The sequence below is a fragment of the Serratia sp. CY27727 genome, from assembly GCF_052169275.1.
GTDB lineage: Bacteria > Pseudomonadota > Gammaproteobacteria > Enterobacterales > Enterobacteriaceae > Serratia > Serratia sarumanii.
The window spans coordinates 102,705-119,986 of sequence record NZ_JBJNLB010000003.1 but is presented as its reverse complement, the minus strand read 5'-3'; the positions used below and the strand labels follow the sequence as shown (position 1 = coordinate 119,986).

The 17,282-nt window shown below is 61.1% G+C and carries 13 protein-coding genes; 8 read left to right on the top strand and 5 right to left on the bottom strand.

Annotated elements, in window-relative coordinates; genetic code table 11:
- The first annotated feature begins 146 nt into the window (after positions 1-146).
- The gene (gene clcA, locus ACJ8HB_RS10170; protein WP_033637129.1) at positions 147-1,586 is read left to right on the top strand and encodes a H(+)/Cl(-) exchange transporter ClcA; all 1,440 of its coding nucleotides are present in this window, start codon (positions 147-149) and stop codon (positions 1,584-1,586) included.
- Between the two features lie 89 nt (positions 1,587-1,675).
- The gene (gene erpA, locus ACJ8HB_RS10165) at positions 1,676-2,020 is read left to right on the top strand and encodes an iron-sulfur cluster insertion protein ErpA (protein ID WP_004932708.1); all 345 of its coding nucleotides are present in this window, start codon (positions 1,676-1,678) and stop codon (positions 2,018-2,020) included.
- Positions 2,021-2,076: 56 nt separating this feature from the next.
- Here erpA and ACJ8HB_RS10160 read toward each other — a convergent pair whose 3' ends face one another.
- From ACJ8HB_RS10160 to mtnN, 4 genes are all read right to left on the bottom strand, one after another.
- Complete coding sequence (locus ACJ8HB_RS10160; RefSeq protein ID WP_033652924.1) at positions 2,077-2,322, bottom strand: hypothetical protein; 246 nt, start codon at positions 2,320-2,322, stop codon at positions 2,077-2,079.
- A gap of 200 nt (positions 2,323-2,522) precedes the next feature.
- Positions 2,523-3,137 (bottom strand): TRIC cation channel family protein, encoded by a 615-nt coding sequence (locus tag ACJ8HB_RS10155; protein WP_033637131.1) that lies wholly within the window; start codon positions 3,135-3,137, stop codon positions 2,523-2,525.
- The gene (btuF, locus tag ACJ8HB_RS10150; protein WP_047571690.1) at positions 3,137-3,922 is read right to left on the bottom strand and encodes a vitamin B12 ABC transporter substrate-binding protein BtuF; all 786 of its coding nucleotides are present in this window, start codon (positions 3,920-3,922) and stop codon (positions 3,137-3,139) included. Before btuF ends, ACJ8HB_RS10155 begins: the two co-directional genes overlap by 1 nt.
- Before the next feature lie 22 nt (positions 3,923-3,944).
- Entirely contained in the window at positions 3,945-4,646 is a 702-nt protein-coding gene (gene mtnN / locus ACJ8HB_RS10145) for a 5'-methylthioadenosine/S-adenosylhomocysteine nucleosidase (protein ID WP_033652925.1), read from the bottom strand.
- A 129-nt stretch (positions 4,647-4,775) separates the two neighbouring features.
- On the opposite strand from mtnN, the gene dgt reads away from it, so the two are divergent.
- On the top strand, positions 4,776-6,293 hold the full coding sequence (dgt, locus tag ACJ8HB_RS10140; protein ID WP_033649226.1) for a dGTPase: 1,518 nt from the start codon (positions 4,776-4,778) through the stop codon (positions 6,291-6,293).
- A 180-nt stretch (positions 6,294-6,473) separates the two neighbouring features.
- Positions 6,474-7,913 (top strand): serine endoprotease DegP, encoded by a 1,440-nt coding sequence (gene degP / locus ACJ8HB_RS10135; protein ID WP_033649228.1) that lies wholly within the window; start codon positions 6,474-6,476, stop codon positions 7,911-7,913.
- Between the two features lie 65 nt (positions 7,914-7,978).
- On the opposite strand, the gene barA is transcribed toward degP, so the two are convergent.
- Positions 7,979-10,705 (bottom strand): two-component sensor histidine kinase BarA, encoded by a 2,727-nt coding sequence (gene barA, locus ACJ8HB_RS10130; protein ID WP_047569309.1) that lies wholly within the window; start codon positions 10,703-10,705, stop codon positions 7,979-7,981.
- A 66-nt stretch (positions 10,706-10,771) separates the two neighbouring features.
- Between barA and rlmD the strand changes: the two genes are divergently transcribed.
- From rlmD to pyrG, 4 genes are all read left to right on the top strand, one after another.
- The gene (gene rlmD, locus ACJ8HB_RS10125; protein ID WP_047569307.1) at positions 10,772-12,121 is read left to right on the top strand and encodes a 23S rRNA (uracil(1939)-C(5))-methyltransferase RlmD; all 1,350 of its coding nucleotides are present in this window, start codon (positions 10,772-10,774) and stop codon (positions 12,119-12,121) included.
- 9 nt (positions 12,122-12,130) lie between these two features.
- On the top strand, positions 12,131-14,362 hold the full coding sequence (gene relA, locus ACJ8HB_RS10120) for a GTP diphosphokinase (protein WP_033637137.1): 2,232 nt from the start codon (positions 12,131-12,133) through the stop codon (positions 14,360-14,362).
- A gap of 102 nt (positions 14,363-14,464) precedes the next feature.
- Positions 14,465-15,259: a nucleoside triphosphate pyrophosphohydrolase gene (gene mazG / locus ACJ8HB_RS10115; protein WP_039568862.1), complete on the top strand. Its 795-nt coding sequence runs from the start codon at positions 14,465-14,467 to the stop codon at positions 15,257-15,259.
- A gap of 348 nt (positions 15,260-15,607) precedes the next feature.
- Positions 15,608-17,245 carry a glutamine hydrolyzing CTP synthase gene (pyrG, locus tag ACJ8HB_RS10110; protein ID WP_033637139.1) on the top strand — a complete coding sequence of 546 codons (1,638 nt, stop codon included), beginning with the start codon at positions 15,608-15,610 and terminating at the stop codon, positions 17,243-17,245.
- Positions 17,246-17,282 lie beyond the last annotated feature (37 nt).

Genomic DNA, 17,282 nt, shown 5'->3' with positions numbered 1-17,282 from the left:
GATTTGACCGCGCTATTCTAGAGGAGAGCGCCGCGTTATGAAACGATCACAGTCAGATACCATTAACGGCAGCGCCCGCCGCCGGGTTGGGGTAGAATAACCGCCTTGCCTATTTGTATTACAAATTACCTAACGAATTACTCGCGATGACGGAATCACAATCACAGCCAGTCGGGACGTTGAGCCCGCGTCTTAGCCGCAGCGATGCGGTGCGTCAGTTTATTCGCCGCGATAAAACGCCGGTGGCGATCCTGGTGATGGCCGCGCTGGTGGGGACGCTGGCCGGTTTGCTCGGCGTGGCCTTCGATAAGGCGGTGGAGTGGGTGCAGCAGCAGCGGCTGGCTTCGCTGGCGCAGGTCGCCGACTCCTGGATCCTGGTGTGGCCACTGGCGTTTATCCTGTCTGCCGCGCTGGCGGCGCTGGGCTATTACCTGGTGCGGCGCTTTGCCCCTGAGGCGGGCGGCTCGGGCATTCCGGAGATCGAAGGCGCGCTGGAGGAGCTGCGGCCGGTGCGCTGGTGGCGCGTTATCCCGGTGAAATTCATCGGCGGCATGGGCACGCTGGGGGCGGGCATGGTGCTGGGGCGCGAAGGGCCCACGGTGCAAATGGGCGGCAACGTCGGGCGCATGGTATTGGACGTGCTGCGCATTCGCGGCGCCGAGGCGCGTCATACGCTGCTGGCGACCGGGGCTGCCGCCGGGTTGTCCGCTGCGTTCAACGCGCCGCTGGCCGGCATCTTGTTCATCATCGAAGAGATGCGGCCGCAGTTCCGCTACAACCTGATCTCGATTAAAGCGGTGTTTATCGGCGTGATCATGTCGAGCGTGGTGTTCCAGCTGTTTAACGGCCAGGGCTCGGTGATCGCGGTCGACAAACTTTCTTCGGCGCCCATTAATACCCTGTGGCTCTATCTGGTGCTGGGGGCGATATTCGGCGCGGTGGGCGTGGGATTCAACGCGCTGATCTTCCGCACTCAGGATATGTTTGCGCGCCTGCACGGCGGCAGAATGCGCAATGTCTTGCTGATGGGCGGGCTGCTCGGCGGCGTGTGCGGCATTCTGGGGCTGATCCAGCCGGAGGCGGCGGGTGGCGGCTTTGGGCTGATCCCGATCGCCGCGGCGGGCAATTACAGCGTCGGCATGTTGATGTTCATCTTTATTACCCGCATCTTCACTACGCTGCTGTGCTTCGGCTCCGGCGCGCCGGGCGGCATCTTCGCGCCGATGCTGGCGCTGGGCACGCTGTTTGGCACCGCCTTCGGGCTGGCCGGGGCGCACCTGTTCCCGCAGTACGGCATCGAGGCGGGCACCTTCGCCATCGCCGGCATGGGGGCGCTGTTCGCCGCTACGGTGCGCGCCCCGCTGACCGGCATCGTGCTGGTGCTGGAAATGACCGACAACTACCAACTCATTTTACCGATGATCATCACCTGCCTCGGCGCCACGGTGGTGGCGCAACTGCTCGGCGGCAAGCCGCTGTATTCGTCGATCCTGGCCCGCACGCTGCAAAGGCAGGAGGCGCAGCTGGCGCGGGAAGCGGCGGAGAAAACAGGTAAGGAAAATACAACAAATGCGGTGAATACTTGAACGCAACACTCAGGTATCGGATAATCGTTAATATTAATCAGGCAGCCATAGTAGCGATCTGATGCTGAACAATGTTGGGAGTAAAGAGTATGAGTGATCAAACGGCACTGCCCCTGCAATTTACCGAGGCAGCAGCAAACAAGGTTAAGTTCCTGATTGCTGACGAAGAAAACCCGAACCTTAAGCTGCGGGTTTACATTACCGGCGGCGGCTGCAGCGGATTCCAGTACGGCTTCACTTTTGACGACAAGGTCAACGATGGCGACATGACCATCGAGAAGCAGGGCGTGGCGCTGGTGGTCGATCCGATGAGCCTGCAGTATCTGGTCGGCGGTTCGGTGGACTACACCGAAGGGCTGGAAGGGTCGCGCTTCGTGGTGACCAACCCGAATGCCAAAACCACCTGCGGTTGCGGTTCGTCGTTCAGCATCTGAGTTTGCCTGTCAGAATATCAACCCGCTCGCCTTACGGCCGGCGGGTTTTTTTATGCCTACCATTCCACGAGGATCACTTCCGCCCCGTTCTCCAGCGCCGGTTGGCGGGTAATGTTCGGCTGCGCCGCCGCATGGCTGCATTCGGCCCGTGGGGCGGCGGCCTCGAGGCGCACGGCGCATTGCGGTTCAATGGTCAGAGTAACGCCGATCCGGCCGCTGACGGCATCGGCATGCGCGGCGCCACTCAGCAGGGCGCCACAGCAGGCAAGCAGGATTTTTTTCATCATTGCGGGAATAGCCATCCGTAAGCAATCTTGTGATGACTTATCGGCAAAAAGTTAAAAAGGTTTAACAGCGCGGGGAGGGGATTAACCTGCGGATAACAGAATTTTACATCGCCACTACGCTATTTATTGGGTGAAAATAATACCAGCAAGCCCGTTTTTAGTCTAATAAATTACCCAATGCGGCGTTGCCAAGCGCCGCCCCACAAGGCGACGGCTCAGCGTTCGAGAATAAAGGCGGGCAATTTGAGGTGCCAGCGGATGGCCGCCAGCCGAATGGCCAGGGTGATGATCATGCCCAGCATCATGGCCTGTTGCAGCGGCATGCTGAAGGTGTAAAACGCCGTGGCGTGCACGATGCCGCCGATGATGCAGGCGGTGGCGTAAATCTCGGTGCGCAGGATCATCGGGATCTCGCGCGCCAGCACGTCGCGGATAATGCCGCCGCCGACGCCGGTGATCACCCCCATGCAGATTGCCACCAGCGGGCCGGTGCCGGCTGCGAAGGCCTTGTTGACGCCGATGCCGACGAACACCGCCAGTCCGACGGCGTCCAGCACCGGTAGCACCCACTGCGGCAGACGGCGCGGCTGGCGCACCAGCAGCAGCGTCAAGACGCAGGTGATCATCGCCACCACCAGATCGGTGGGATCCTTGACCCAGAACACCGGGCCGTTGGCCAGCGCCATGTCGCGGATGGTGCCGCCGCCGACCGCGGTGACCACGCCCAATACCAGCACGCCGAACGGATCCATGCGCAACTTGCCGGCCAGCAGTACGCCGGAGATGGCGAACACCGCCGTACCGAGAATATCCAACCAGAACACCAGCATCAGCGGATCTCCGCCAGCTGGCGGCACAGCTGCTGCGCCGCCAACAGGATGCGCGGCCCGCTGCGGTTGAACCAGTCTTCGTTCAGCGCGATCACCGGCACCTGCAGCTGCGGCGCCCAGAAGGCTTTCACATTGGCGGCTTCTTTCGCGCCGCCGGTGATGACGATGGCCTGCGGCTGACGCGCCAGCACCTGCTCGCGGCTGATTTGCGGCCAAGGGGTGCGGCTGTCGGCGAAGACGTTCTGCCCGCCGCACAGCGCCAGCACCTGGCTTTGCAATGTGGCGCCGGCGCTGGTGAACAGCGGCTGGGTGCCGAACTGCAGCAGCACGCGCCGCGCTGGGTTAGCGGCATACTGTTGTTTGAGAGCGGCGAACTGGCGGCGAAGGCCTTCCGCCGCCTGATGCGCCTGCTCCGGGTGCGGGCTGTATTGCGCCAGCTTATCCAGCAAGCCGGCGATCCCTTCGAGATTGTCGGCGTCCGCATAAAAGATCGGGATGCCGAACGCGGCGAGCTGATCCAGCACGCGCTGCGGATTGCCGCCGCGCCAGGCGAGGATCAGGTCCGGCTTGAGCGCCAGCACCCGCTCCAGATTGATGCCCTGCCAGGAGGCCACCTGCTCCAGCCTGGCGGCCTGCGGCGGATAATCGGAATAGGCGCTCGCCGCCACCAGCACATCGCCCATGCCGGCGGCATAGGCGAGTTCGGTGGCGTTGGGCGCCAGGCTGATCACCCGCTGGGCGCCGCCGGCCGGCATGGCCAGCCAGAGCGCCAACAAACAGAGCATCGAGGTGAAGCGCAGCCTCACATTAACCGCGCTTGGCCAGGGTTTGCAGCATGGCGTTGACCATCAGCGTGGACTGTTTGGCCGCTACCACCAGGAACTCGTCAAAGCTCATGTGCGACTCGCTGTCGGCGACGTCGGAAATGGCGCGCACCACCACGAACGGCGTGCCGAACAGATGGCAGACGTGGGCGATCGCCGCGGCTTCCATTTCCACGGCGGCGACGCGCGGGAAGGTGGCGCGAATGCGCGCCAGCGGCTCGGCGCCGTTGATGAAGGCGTCACCGCTGCAGATCAGGCCGCGCACCGCGTGCAGATCCAGCTGTTTGATGCAGCCTTCCGCCAGCGCGATCAGCGCGTCGTCGGCGACGAACGCCGCCGGGCAGCCGGCCATCTGGCCCGGCTCGTAGCCGAAAGCGGTGACGTCGGCGTCGTGGTAGCGCACTTCTTCCGACACCACGATATCGCCCACGCGCAGGGTGCTGGCCAGGCCGCCGGCGGAACCGGTGTTGATCACCAGATCCGGGCTGCAGTGTTCCAGCAGCAGGGTGGTGCCCATGGCCGCAGAAACTTTGCCGATGCCGGATTTCAGCAGGGCCACCTCAACGCCGCCGATCTGGCCGGTGTAGATTTCGCAGCCCGCGCGCTGAATGGTTTGACGGTTTTCGATTTGCTCGCGCAGCAGGGTGACTTCCTGCTCCATTGCGCCGATGATGCCTACTTTCATAAATAACACTCGCTGATTGGCCGTGAGAATTGCGGCATAGTCTATCATGGCTGTGTGAGAGAGATAATGCGTTGCATCCGCCGCCGGGAATTGTTATCACGGGGGCAGGGCGCAACGGCGGAGAAACAGATGTCCGGGATCGACTTCAAGCAAAAAATCAGCTTCCAACGGCCTTTCAGCAAACCGATCGAGGCCGAGGAAGAGTACGACATCGTGCGGCAGTTCGAGAGCGATCGCGGGCGCATCGTCAACTCGGCCGCCATTCGCCGTCTGCAGCAAAAAACCCAGGTGTTTCCGCTGGAGCGCAACGCGGCGGTGCGCAGCCGCCTGACGCACTCGATGGAGGTGCAGCAGGTCGGGCGCCACATCGCCAAAGAGATCCTCAACCGCTTCAAACAGGCGGGGAGAATTGATGAGCTCGGCCTGACCCGGCTGCTCGATCCGTTTGAAAGCATCGTGGAAATGGCCTGCCTGATGCACGACATCGGCAACCCGCCGTTCGGTCACTTCGGCGAGTCGGCGATCAACGACTGGTTCGCCCAACGGCTCGATCCCGCCAGCTGCGGCAGCGAGCCGGGCAGCCACGATCGCTGCCAGGTGGCGACGCTGCGCCTGCATGAAGGGGAGAGCGATCTGAACCGGCTGCGCAGCCGGATCCGTCAGGATCTCAGCCACTTCGAGGGCAACGCCCAGGCGATCCGCATGGTGTACAGCCTGCTGAAGCTCAACCTGACCTACGCGCAGGTCGGCTGCATTTTGAAATACACCCGCCCGGCCTACTGGGCGAGCGACATCCCCGCCAGCCACAGCTATCTGATGAAAAAGCCCGGCTACTATCTGGCGGAAGAGGCCTTCGTCGATCGGCTGCGGCGCGAGCTGCACATGGGCGAGTTCGATCGTTTCCCGCTGACCTATATCATGGAGGCCGCCGACGATATCTCGTACTGCGTGGCCGATCTGGAAGACGCGGTGGAGAAGAGCATTTTCACCGTCGAGCAGCTGTATCAGCACCTGATTCAGGAGTGGGGCGAAGTGGCGCCGGGCGATCTGTTCGACAAGACCGTCGCCAGCGCGTTTCGCAAGATCGATCGCGGCGGCGCGCGGCGCAGCGCGGAAGATCAGTTCTTCATGTATCTGCGGGTGTTTACCGTGGCGCGGCTGGTGCCGCACGCGGCGCAGCGCTTTATCGACAATCTGGACGCGGTCTATCAGGGCAGTTTCAATCAGGCGCTGCTGGAGGATTCCAGCCCGGCGTACCGGCTGCTGAAAATATTTAAAAATGTGGCGTTCAAGCACGTGTTCAACCACCCGGAGGTCGAGCAGCTCGAGCTGCAAGGCTACCGGGTGATCAGCGGCCTGCTGGACATTTACAGCCCGCTGCTGGCGATGTCGCTGGCGGACTTCAGCCAGCTGGTGCGCGAGGACAGTCACCGCGCTTACCCGATCGAAACGCGCCTGTTCCACAAGCTGTCCACCAAGCATCGGCTGGCGTATGCGGAGGCGGTAGAGGGGCTGCAGCATTTATCGCCGGAGCAGCAAGCCATTCGGGAATATTATTTCCGCGCCCGTTTATTGCAGGACTATATCAGCGGAATGACCGACCTTTACGCCTATGATGAATATCGTCGATTAATGGCGGCGGAATAATTCAACTGAAGAATAATTGTCAGCAATTCCAACCGGTTGGCTGTCTCGACTTTTGTAAAGACGGACAATATTTGTTTACTATTGCCAATCATCTGTGCCGGAACTTCGGGCTATTAATTAACTCTGAATAAGCACGCAAGACGGCCATTCTTTTTGAACGACTTTATAAGAGACACACAGATGAAAAAAACCGCATTAGTTCTGAGCGCACTGGCATTCAGTATCGGTATGGCGATGGGCCCGGTCACGGCCAGCGCCGCTGAAACCGCCTCTTCCAACACCCAACAGCTGCCGAGCCTGGCGCCGATGCTGGAAAAGGTGATGCCTTCCGTGGTGAGCATTAACGTTGAGGGCAGCACCACGGTCAATACGCCGCGCATGCCGCAGCAGTTCCAACAGTTCTTCGGCGAAGATTCGCCGTTCTGCCAGGACGGTTCGCCATTCCAGGGCTCGCCGATGTGTCAGGGCGGCGAACAGCCAGGGCCGGATGGCCAGCCGCAGGGCACGCAGCAGAAATTCCAGGCGCTGGGCGCCGGGGTGGTCATCGATGCCGCCAAGGGCTATGTGGTGACCAATAACCACGTGGTGGACAACGCCAACAAGATCCAGGTGCAGCTGAGTGACGGCCGCCGTTTCGACGCCAAGGTGATCGGCAAGGATCCGCGTTCCGATATCGCGTTGATCCAGCTGAAAGACTTCAAGAATCTGACGGCGATCAAGATGGCGGATTCCGATCAGCTGCGCGTCGGCGATTACACCGTGGCGATCGGCAACCCGTACGGGCTGGGTGAAACCGCCACTTCGGGCATCGTATCCGCCCTGGGGCGCAGCGGCTTGAACATCGAAAACTACGAAAACTTCATCCAGACCGATGCGGCGATCAACCGCGGTAACTCCGGCGGCGCGCTGGTTAACCTGAACGGCGAGCTGATCGGCATCAACACCGCGATCCTGGCGCCGGACGGCGGCAACATCGGTATCGGCTTCGCCATTCCGAGCAACATGGTGAAAAACCTGACGGCGCAAATGGTCGAATATGGCCAGGTGAAACGCGGCGAGCTGGGCATCATGGGCACCGAGCTGAACTCTGAGCTGGCCAAGGCGATGAAGGTCGACGCGCAGCGCGGGGCCTTCGTCAGCCAGGTGATGCCGAAGTCTTCCGCCGCGAAGGCGGGCATCAAGGCCGGCGACGTGATCGTCACCATGAACGGCAAGGCCATCTCCAGCTTCGCCTCGTTCCGGGCGGAGATCGGCACGCTGCCGGTCGGCAGCAAGATGTCGCTGGGCATTATTCGCGACGGCAAACCGGTGACGATTGACGTCACGCTGGAGCAAAGCGCGCAGACTCAGGTGGCCTCGGGCAATATCTACACCGGCATCGAAGGCGCCGAGCTGAGCAACACCCAGGTCGGCAATGTGAAGGGCGTCAAGGTCGATAGCGTGAAAGCCGGCAGCGCCGCGGCGCGCATCGGCCTGAAAAAGGGCGATGTGATCCTGGGCGTGAACCAGCAGCCAATCCAGAACCTGGGCGAGCTGCGTAAAATCCTCGACAGCAAGCCGTCGGTGCTGGCGTTGAATATCCAGCGCGGCGAAAGCCAGCTGTACCTGCTGGCGCAGTGATAGGCGTCTGGCGTTAAAAAGAAAGGCACGCTGCGGCGTGCCTTTTTGCGTTACGGCCTGAGGATTCAGGCCGGTTGCGTCAGATGCGCACGCGCCGCGTGGATCACCAGTTCAATCTCATCCAACAGCTCCAGCCACTCCGGCTCCAGCTCGTCGTTGGTGACGCCCTGGCGCAGCTGCCGCTCGAGGTAGAAACACAGTTGCTTGAGGCGCGGCACGCCGCTGTAGCTGCAGCTGCCGTGCAGCTTATGGACCAGATCGAGGATCTCGTCGTCATGCTGGCCGTCGAGCAGCGCCTGTACCCGTTCGCGCACCTGCGGCAGGAAATCGAGCAGCATTTGCAGCAGATCGCGCGCCAGGTCCGGTTTGTTGGCCGCCTGACGCAGCGCCAGCGGCCAGTCGAGCGACAGCGGTGCGTCGTCGGCGATGGCGTTTTCCACGTCGCCGCTGTGGTAGCGCGACAGCACGCGGGTCAGCATTTTCTCGTCGATCGGTTTGGCCAGATAGTCGTCCATCCCGGCCTGCAGCAGGTGCTCGCGCTCGCCGCTGGCGGCATGGGCGGTAACGGCGACGATCGGCGTGGAGTTGTGATGCGGCAGCTGGCGGATCAGCTCGCTGGCGTGAATGCCGTCCATCTTCGGCATCTGAATGTCCATCAGGATCAGATCCAGCACGTTGTCGCGCGCCAGCGCCAGCGCTTCCTCACCGCTCTCGCACAGCAGGGTTTTTTCTACCTGTTCCCCCAGCAGCGTGCCGATCAGCTTCAGGTTGGCCGGGTTGTCGTCAACCGCCATCACCGTCAGCGGCAGGCGTTTACGCTCAGGCTGCGCGGTGAGGCGTGCCGGCGCTTCCATCCGGAGCAGAGGGAACAGTCGGGTGCTGGTGATCGGCTTGATCAGACAGCCGAGCGCGCCTTGTTGTTTAAGCAGCTCGGCGTCGATCTGCGCCTGGCACGGCAGCGCCAGAATCACCCGATCGGCCAGCTTCAGCGAGGCCAGCAATTTGTCCTCGTGCTGCGCCATGTTGTCGCGGAACGGGATGGGCACGCCGGCCAGCAGGAAGTCATAGTGGCCTGGCGGCAACTGGCCCAGCGTCGGCGAGTGGGTGATCACCAGCTGCGTGATGCTGAGCATGTTGAGCGTCGCCTGCGCCGCCGTCGGGTTGGACTCGATATAGGCGAGCGTTTTGCCGCTCAGATCCGGCAGGCTCGGCGCCAGCGACAGCATGCCCTCGTTCAGATCCAGCGTGATGTGGAACCAGAAGGTCGAGCCGCGGTTCAACTGGCTGTGGAAGCAGATATCGCCCCCCATTTCTTTCACCAGTTTTTGCGTGATCACCAGCCCCAGCCCGGTACCGCCGTGGCGGCGGGAGATGCTGGCGTCCGCCTGACGGAACGCCTGGAACAGCTGCGACTGCTGGCGTTCGGAGATGCCGATGCCGGTGTCGTGGATCTGCACTTCCACCTCAACCCTGCGATCCAGCTGTTTGCGCAGCTCGACGCGAATGTCGATATTGCCGGTTTCGGTGAACTTGATGGCGTTGCCCAGCAGGTTGGTGATGATTTGCTGCAGACGCAGCGAGTCGCCGATCACCTGCTCCGGCACGTCGTTGTGCACATCCAGCGTCAGCTCCAGCCCCTTGTCGTGGGCGCTGGGCGCCAGCAACACCACCACTTCGTCCAGCGTTTCACGCAGGGCGAAAGGAATATGCTCCAGCACCAGCTTACCGGCTTCCAGCTTGGAGAAGTCCAGCACATCGTTGATGATGGTCAGCAGGTTGTTGGCCGAGCGTTCGATGGTCTGCAAATAATCGGTCTGAGTCGCGCTCAGATCGGTTTTCAGCATCTGGCGGGTGAAGCCGATCACGCCGTTGAGCGGAGTACGCAGCTCGTGCGACATGTTGGCCAGGAATTCAGACTTGATGCGCGCCGCCTCCTGCGCGCGTTTTTTCGCCAGATCCAGCTCGACGTTCTGGATTTCCATCTGCTCCAGGGTTTCACGCAGGTCGGAGGTGGCCTGATCGATGTTCTGCTGCATCTCTTCGTGATAGGCGGTGAGCGACATCGCCATCGAGTTGATGCCGTTCTTCAGCATGTGCAGCTCGCCGAGCATGTAGCCCTCCACGCGGCTGTCGAGCTGGCCGCGGCGGATGCGGTCGACGGTGTTCACCATGTTGCGGATCGGGCCGGTCACGTCGCGCATCAGCCGGTAAGCGAACAGGATAGCGATGCACATGCACAGCAACAGCAGCAGGGTGGAGACGAACACCTCTTTATATTGCTGCAGCCGCACCGACTGCAGATCCAGCTCGATCGCCACATAGCCCAGGTTGTTGTCGGGGTGGCTGCCGCCGTCAGCGGTTTCATCCGGATACTGGCTTTCCGACAGGATCGGCGTTCGCAGGATCAGCGAATCGCCGCGTCGGGTGAGCATCAGCTCGGTGGGCAACGGCACGCCTTTCGGCAGCTGTAGCTGAGCGAAGTTGTGATGATAATTGGAGGTGACGAACAAATTGTTCTGCGCATCGAACACGGTGATCGAACGCACGATGTCCGAATGGCGGCGGTGCAACAGACTGACCAACTGCCTGACCGATTCGCGGCTGCGGAACGTCATGCCGTACTCGCTGGCCACCGCCAGCGGCTCGATGATGCTGGCGCCGGCGTCGACCAGTTGCTCCTGCAGCTCGTTATAGCGGTGCACCACGAAGAAGGTGCTGAGCAGCAAACCAATCAGCAAGGTCGGGGCCAGAATCAGGATCATCATGCGTGCACGCAGGCTGTATTTGGTCATGGGATTCCAATGTGGGAGAATTGACAGCTGACACTAGCTTAATGAACCAGCACACAATCGACAAATATGGCGCAATTCTACTCTCCCAAACGCCGCGTGACGACCCGGCAGAGCTCACAAATCTTCACCGTGACGGTGAGCGATCTCGATCCTTTCGGCCAGGGCGTGGCGCGCTACGACGGCAAAGCGGTGTTCGTGCCGGGCGTATTGCCGGGCGAGCAGGCGGAAATCCAGCTGACCGAAGATAAGCGCCAGTTCGCCAAAGGCAAGCTCAAGCGCCTGCTGAGCCGCAGCCCACAGCGGGTGGCACCGCGCTGCCCGCATTTCGGCGTGTGCGGCGGCTGCCAGCAGCAGCATGCGGATGAGGCGCTGCAACAGCAGAGCAAGGCGGCGGCGCTGGTGCGCATGATCGCGCGCGAAACCGGGGTGACCCCGCAGCAGGAGCCGGTGATCGCCGGCCCGGAATACGGTTATCGACGTCGCGCCCGCCTGAGCCTGGCGTGGCAGCCCAAGCCGCAGCGCCTGATGATGGGCTTTCGACAAGCGGCCTCCAGCGAGCTAGTGGCGGTGGATCACTGCCCGGTGCTGCGGCCGGAGCTGGAACGGCTGCTGGCGCCGGTGCGCGCCTGCCTGAGCGGGCTGCAGGCGGTACGGCGGCTGGGGCATGTAGAGCTGGTGCTGGCGGATAACGGCCCGCTGCTGGTGCTGCGCCATCTCGACGCGCTGAAAGAGGCGGATCGGCAGGCGCTGTTGGCGTTTGGCGAGCGGGAAAACCTCGCCGTTTACCTGGCGCCGGACAGCGATCGCGTGGAAAAACTGTGCGGTGACACGCCGTATTATCAGGTTGACGGGCTACGCTTAGACTTCAGTCCGCGCGACTTTATTCAGGTCAATGACGCCGTAAACCAACAAATGGTGGCGCAGGCCCTTGAATGGCTCGACATTCAACCCAATGATCGGGTGCTGGACCTGTTCTGCGGCATGGGCAATTTTACCCTGCCGCTGGCGCGCCGCGCCGCTGCGGTGGTGGGCATCGAAGGTGTTGCCACGCTGGTAGCGAATGGGCAATATAATGCACATAAGAATAAGCTGAATAATGCGTCGTTCTTCCACGAGAATCTGGAGGACGACGTTGCGCGGCAACCTTGGGCAGCACAAGGGTTTGATAAGGTGATGCTGGATCCCGCTCGCGCCGGTGCGGCCGGGGTGATGTCACACATTGTAAAACTGGCGCCGGCGCGGGTGGTGTATGTTTCCTGTAACCCCACCACGCTGGCTCGCGACAGCAAAGTGCTGTTGAGCGCCGGTTATCGTCTTGCGCGCGTGCGGATGTTGGATATGTTTCCGCACACGGGGCATCTTGAATCAATGGCGCTGTTTATCAACGAGCGCGCGCCAGAGGTCGCTGCAAAGTAGGGAGAAGTTATGGTTGCGGTAAGAAGTGCACATCTGAATACGGCGGGTGAGTTCGCTCTCGATGAGTGGATAGCCGGCTTGGGGCTACCTAACCCGCAGTCATGTGAGCGATTGGCCGCAACCTGGCGTTATTGTGAGCAGCAGACCCAGAATCACCCCGACGCCTCGCTGCTGCTGTGGCGTGGTCTGGAGATGGTGGAAATCCTCTCGACGCTGAGCATGGACAACGACAGCATGCGCGCTGCGCTGCTGTTCCCGCTGGTGGACGCCGGCATCGTGCAGGAAGAGACCCTGACCGAAGCGTTCGGCAAGGGCATCGTCGCCCTGGTGCACGGCGTGCGCGACATGGATGCCATTCGCCAACTGAAAGCCACCCAAAACGACTCGATGGCCTCCGAACAGGTCGACAACGTGCGCCGCATGCTGTTGGCGATGGTAGAGGATTTCCGCTGCGTGGTCATCAAGCTGGCGGAGCGCATCGCTCACCTGCGCGAGGTGAAAGACGCGCCGGAAGACGAGCGCGTGCTGGCGGCGAAAGAGTGTTCCAACATCTATGCCCCGCTGGCCAACCGGCTCGGCATCGGCCAGCTGAAGTGGGAACTGGAAGATTTCTGCTTCCGCTACCTGCATCCGGAAGAATACAAGCGCATCGCCAAGCTGTTGCATGAGCGCCGCATCGATCGCGAACAGTTCATCGACGATTTCGTCGCCGGGCTGCGCGCCGAAATGGCCAGCGAAGGCATTCGGGTGGAGATCTACGGCCGGCCAAAACACATCTACAGCATCTGGCGCAAGATGCAGAAAAAGCACCTGGCGTTCGACGAACTGTTCGACGTGCGCGCGGTGCGCATCGTGGCGGAGCGCCTGCAGGATTGCTATGCGGCGTTGGGCATCGTGCATACCCACTTCCGCCATCTGCCGGACGAGTTCGACGACTACGTCGCCAACCCGAAACCCAACGGCTACCAGTCTATCCACACCGTGGTGCTGGGGCCGCGCGGCAAAACCGTCGAGATTCAGATCCGCACCCGGCAAATGCATGAAGACGCCGAGCTGGGCGTGGCCGCGCACTGGAAGTACAAAGAGGGCGCGGGCGTGACCGTGCGCTCCGGCTACGAAGAACGCATCGCCTGGCTGCGCAAGCTCATCGCCTGGCAGGAAGAGATGGCGGACTCCGGCGAGATGCTCGACGAAGTGCGCAGCCAGGTGTTCGACGATCGGGTGTATGTGTTTACGCCGAAAGGCGACGTGGTGGATCTGCCGGCCGGCTCCACGCCGCTCGATTTCGCCTACCACATTCACAGCGACGTCGGCCACCGTTGCATCGGCGCCAAGATCGGCGGCCGCATCGTGCCGTTTACCTATCAGCTGAAGATGGGCGACCAGATTGAGATTATCACCCAGAAGCAGCCGAACCCGAGCCGCGACTGGCTGAACCCGAACCTGGGGTATGTCACCACCAGCCGCGGGCGCTCGAAGATCCACAACTGGTTCCGCAAGCAGGATCGCGACAAGAACATTCTCGCCGGCCGCCAGATGCTGGACAACGAACTGGAACACCTCGGCATCAGCCTGAAAGAGGCCGAGAAGCTGCTGATCCCGCGCTACAACATGAACTCGCTGGACGAGGTATTGGCGGCGATCGGCGGCGGGGACATTCGCCTGAACCAGATGGTGAATTACCTGCAGGGCAAGTTCAACAAGCCGAGCGCCGAAGAACAGGATCGCGAGGCGCTGCGCCAGCTGGTGCAGCAGAAAGCGCCGCCGCCGGCCCGCAACAAGGATAACGGCCGAGTGGTAGTGGAGGGCGTGGGCAACCTGATGCACCACATCGCCCGCTGCTGCCAGCCGATCCCGGGTGACGACATCGTCGGCTTTATCACCCAGGGGCGCGGTATTTCGATCCACCGGGCGGACTGCGATCAGCTGGTCGATCTGCAATCGCACGCGCCGGAGCGCATCGTCGACGCGGTATGGGGTGAAAGCTACTCCAGCGGTTATTCGCTGGTGGTGCGCGTGATGGCCAACGATCGCAGCGGGCTACTGCGCGACATTACCACCATTCTGGCCAACGAAAAGGTCAACGTACTGGGCGTCGCCAGCCGCAGTGACACCAAGAAACAGTTGGCCACCATCGACATGGATATCGAAATCTACAACCAGCAGGTGCTGAGCCGGGTGCTGGCGAAGCTGAACCAGCTGCCGGACGTGATAGACGCCAAGCGTCTGCACGGCAACTAAGCCCACATCGCCTTTCGGGCCGTATCAATAGTGGATGCGGCCCGAAATCCATGAATTCGGCGGGCGCTCCCCTGCGCCCCCATGCTTTCTCAGAGATTTTTTATGACCCAATCCACTCCGCTGCAGCGTCTGCTGAACATCATGAAAACGCTGCGCGACCCGCAGATCGGCTGCTCGTGGGACCGCAAGCAAACCTTCGCCACCATCGCGCCCTACACGCTGGAAGAGACTTACGAAGTGCTGGACGCCATCGAGCGGCAGGACTATGCCGATTTGCGCGACGAGCTGGGCGACTTGCTGTTTCAGGTGGTGTTTTACGCCCAGATGGGGCAGGAGCAGGGGCTGTTCGATTTTGATGAGGTGTGCACCGCCATCAGCGACAAGCTGGAGCGGCGTCACCCGCACATTTTCGGCGATGCCGAGGGCGGAGACAGCGAAGCCGTGGCGGCGCGCTGGGAGCAGCTGAAGGCCGGCGAGCGCGCCGAGAAAGCGCTGCACTCGGTGCTGGACGACATTCCGCAGGCGCTGCCGGCGTTGATGAAAGCGCACAAGATCCAAAAACGCTGCGCCTCGGTCGGCTTCGACTGGAACACCCTGGGCCCGGTGCTGGACAAAGTGTACGAAGAGATCGACGAAGTGATGCACGAAGCCCGCCAGGCGGTGGTCGACGAGAGCAAGCTGGAAGAGGAGATCGGCGATCTGCTGTTCGCCACGGTGAACCTGTCGCGCCATTTAGGCCACAAGGCGGAGAACGCATTGCAGGCGGCGAACCGCAAGTTCGAGCGCCGCTTCCGCCAGGTAGAAGCGATCGTCAAGCAAAGCGGGCTGCGGCTTGAAGACGCCACGCTGGAGCAGATGGAAGAGGCCTGGCAGCAGGTGAAACGTCAGGAAAGCTGAATCGCCGCGACAATGTTGATCGCCGACAAGGTTCGCTTGAGCTGAAACGGTTAAGCTTGCGGTCAGGTTAGAGGCGCATGGCTGCCGGCGGCAGCAAAAGGGCAACAAACTGAAATCTAAGGTGTTTTATCGCTCCTGAGGGGCGGTAAAAAGAAATTTTCTCTGCTAACTCTTTGTTTTACCTGGAGGGTTTATGCGGCGCCGGCGGAGTAAACCCTGATGAACACGGGAGGGCGGCCGAGATGATGGACAGCAAAACGATCGTTTGTAGGTCAGGAGAGGTTCGGGTATACTACTTTCCCGTCCTGGTTCTTCCATCGTCTTTAAACCTAAACTCTCAGGTTCAGCATGACAACTAATTATATTTTTGTGACCGGCGGGGTCGTATCCTCTCTGGGTAAAGGCATTGCCGCAGCCTCTCTGGCGGCTATTCTTGAAGCCCGTGGCCTCAACGTTACCATCATGAAACTGGACCCGTACATCAACGTGGATCCGGGCACCATGAGCCCGATTCAGCATGGGGAAGTTTTCGTCACCGAAGACGGCGCAGAAACCGATCTGGATTTGGGTCACTACGAGCGCTTCATCCGCACCAAAATGTCGCGTCGCAACAACTTCACCACCGGCCGCATCTACTCCGACGTGCTGCGTAAAGAACGCCGCGGCGACTATCTGGGTGCGACCGTGCAGGTCATTCCGCACATCACCAACGCGATCAAAGAGCGCATCATCGAAGGTGGCGAAGGCCACGATGTGGTGCTGGTGGAAATCGGCGGCACCGTCGGCGATATCGAATCGCTGCCGTTCCTCGAAGCTATCCGTCAGATGGCGGTGGAAGTGGGCCGCGAGCACACTCTGTACATGCACCTGACGCTGGTGCCGTACATGGCGGCGGCCGGCGAAGTGAAAACTAAGCCGACCCAGCATTCCGTAAAAGAGCTGCTTTCCATCGGTATTCAGCCGGATGTGCTGATTTGCCGTTCCGATCGCGCGGTTCCTGCTAACGAACGCGCTAAAATCGCGCTTTTCTGCAACGTGCCGGAAAAAGCGGTTATCTCTCTGAAAGACGTTGATTCTATTTATAAAATCCCAGGCCTATTGAAATCTCAGGGGCTGGACGATTATATTTGTAAACGATTCAGCTTGAACGCACCGGAAGCCAACCTGGCCGAATGGGAACAGGTGATCTACGAAGAAGCCAATCCGGGCGGCGAAGTGACCATCGGTATGGTCGGCAAATATGTTGAGCTGCCGGACGCCTACAAGTCGGTGATCGAAGCGTTGAAGCATGGCGGGCTGAAAAACCGTCTGACCGTGAACATCAAGCTGATCGATTCGCAGGACGTGGAAACCCGCGGCGTGGAAGTGCTGAAAGGGCTGGACGCGATCCTGATCCCGGGCGGCTTCGGTTACCGCGGCGTGGAAGGCAAAGTGATGACCGCACGCTATGCGCGCGAGAACAACATTCCTTACCTGGGCATTTGCCTGGGCATGCAGGTGGCGCTGATGGAGTTCGCTCGCAACGTGGCGGGCATGGAAAACGCCAACTCCACCGAGTTTATGCCAGACTGTAAGTACCCGGTGGTGGCGTTGATCACCGAATGGCGCGACGAAGACGGCAACGTCGAAGTGCGCAGCGAAGAAAGCGATTTGGGCGGCACGATGCGCGTAGGTGGCCAACAGTGCAACCTGATCGACAACAGCCTGGTGCGTCAGCTGTATGGCGAACCGACCATTGTCGAGCGTCACCGTCACCGTTACGAAGTTAACAACATGCTGTTGAAGCAGATCGAAGCCGCAGGGCTGCGTGTCGCCGGTCGTTCCGCCGACAACAAGCTGGTCGAGATCATTGAACTGCCGAATCACCCGTGGTTTGTAGCCTGTCAGTTCCACCCGGAATTTACGTCTACGCCGCGTGATGGGCATCCGCTGTTCGCCGGCTTCGTGAAAGCCGCAGGCGAGCATCAGAAGCGCCAGGTGAAATAAAATATTTGGTAGGCGGCGCGCGGTGAGAACCGCGCGC

Bases quoted from the DNA above. Each gene is read 5' to 3' on its own strand.
- degP (WP_033649228.1), top strand. From the start codon at position 6,474: ATGAAAAAAACCGCATTAGTTCTGAGCGCACTGGCATTCAGTATCGGT.
- erpA (WP_004932708.1), top strand. From the start codon at position 1,676: ATGAGTGATCAAACGGCACTGCCCCTGCAATTTACCGAGGCAGCAGCA.
- dgt (WP_033649226.1), top strand. From the start codon at position 4,776: ATGTCCGGGATCGACTTCAAGCAAAAAATCAGCTTCCAACGGCCTTTC.
- ACJ8HB_RS10155 (WP_033637131.1), bottom strand. From the start codon at position 3,137: ATGCTGGTGTTCTGGTTGGATATTCTCGGTACGGCGGTGTTCGCCATC.
- mtnN (WP_033652925.1), bottom strand. From the start codon at position 4,646: ATGAAAGTAGGCATCATCGGCGCAATGGAGCAGGAAGTCACCCTGCTG.
- clcA (WP_033637129.1), top strand. From the start codon at position 147: ATGACGGAATCACAATCACAGCCAGTCGGGACGTTGAGCCCGCGTCTT.
- relA (WP_033637137.1), top strand. From the start codon at position 12,131: ATGGTTGCGGTAAGAAGTGCACATCTGAATACGGCGGGTGAGTTCGCT.
- rlmD (WP_047569307.1), top strand. From the start codon at position 10,772: ATGGCGCAATTCTACTCTCCCAAACGCCGCGTGACGACCCGGCAGAGC.
- pyrG (WP_033637139.1), top strand. From the start codon at position 15,608: ATGACAACTAATTATATTTTTGTGACCGGCGGGGTCGTATCCTCTCTG.
- ACJ8HB_RS10160 (WP_033652924.1), bottom strand. From the start codon at position 2,322: ATGGCTATTCCCGCAATGATGAAAAAAATCCTGCTTGCCTGCTGTGGC.
- btuF (WP_047571690.1), bottom strand. From the start codon at position 3,922: ATGCTCTGTTTGTTGGCGCTCTGGCTGGCCATGCCGGCCGGCGGCGCC.
- barA (WP_047569309.1), bottom strand. From the start codon at position 10,705: ATGACCAAATACAGCCTGCGTGCACGCATGATGATCCTGATTCTGGCC.
- mazG (WP_039568862.1), top strand. From the start codon at position 14,465: ATGACCCAATCCACTCCGCTGCAGCGTCTGCTGAACATCATGAAAACG.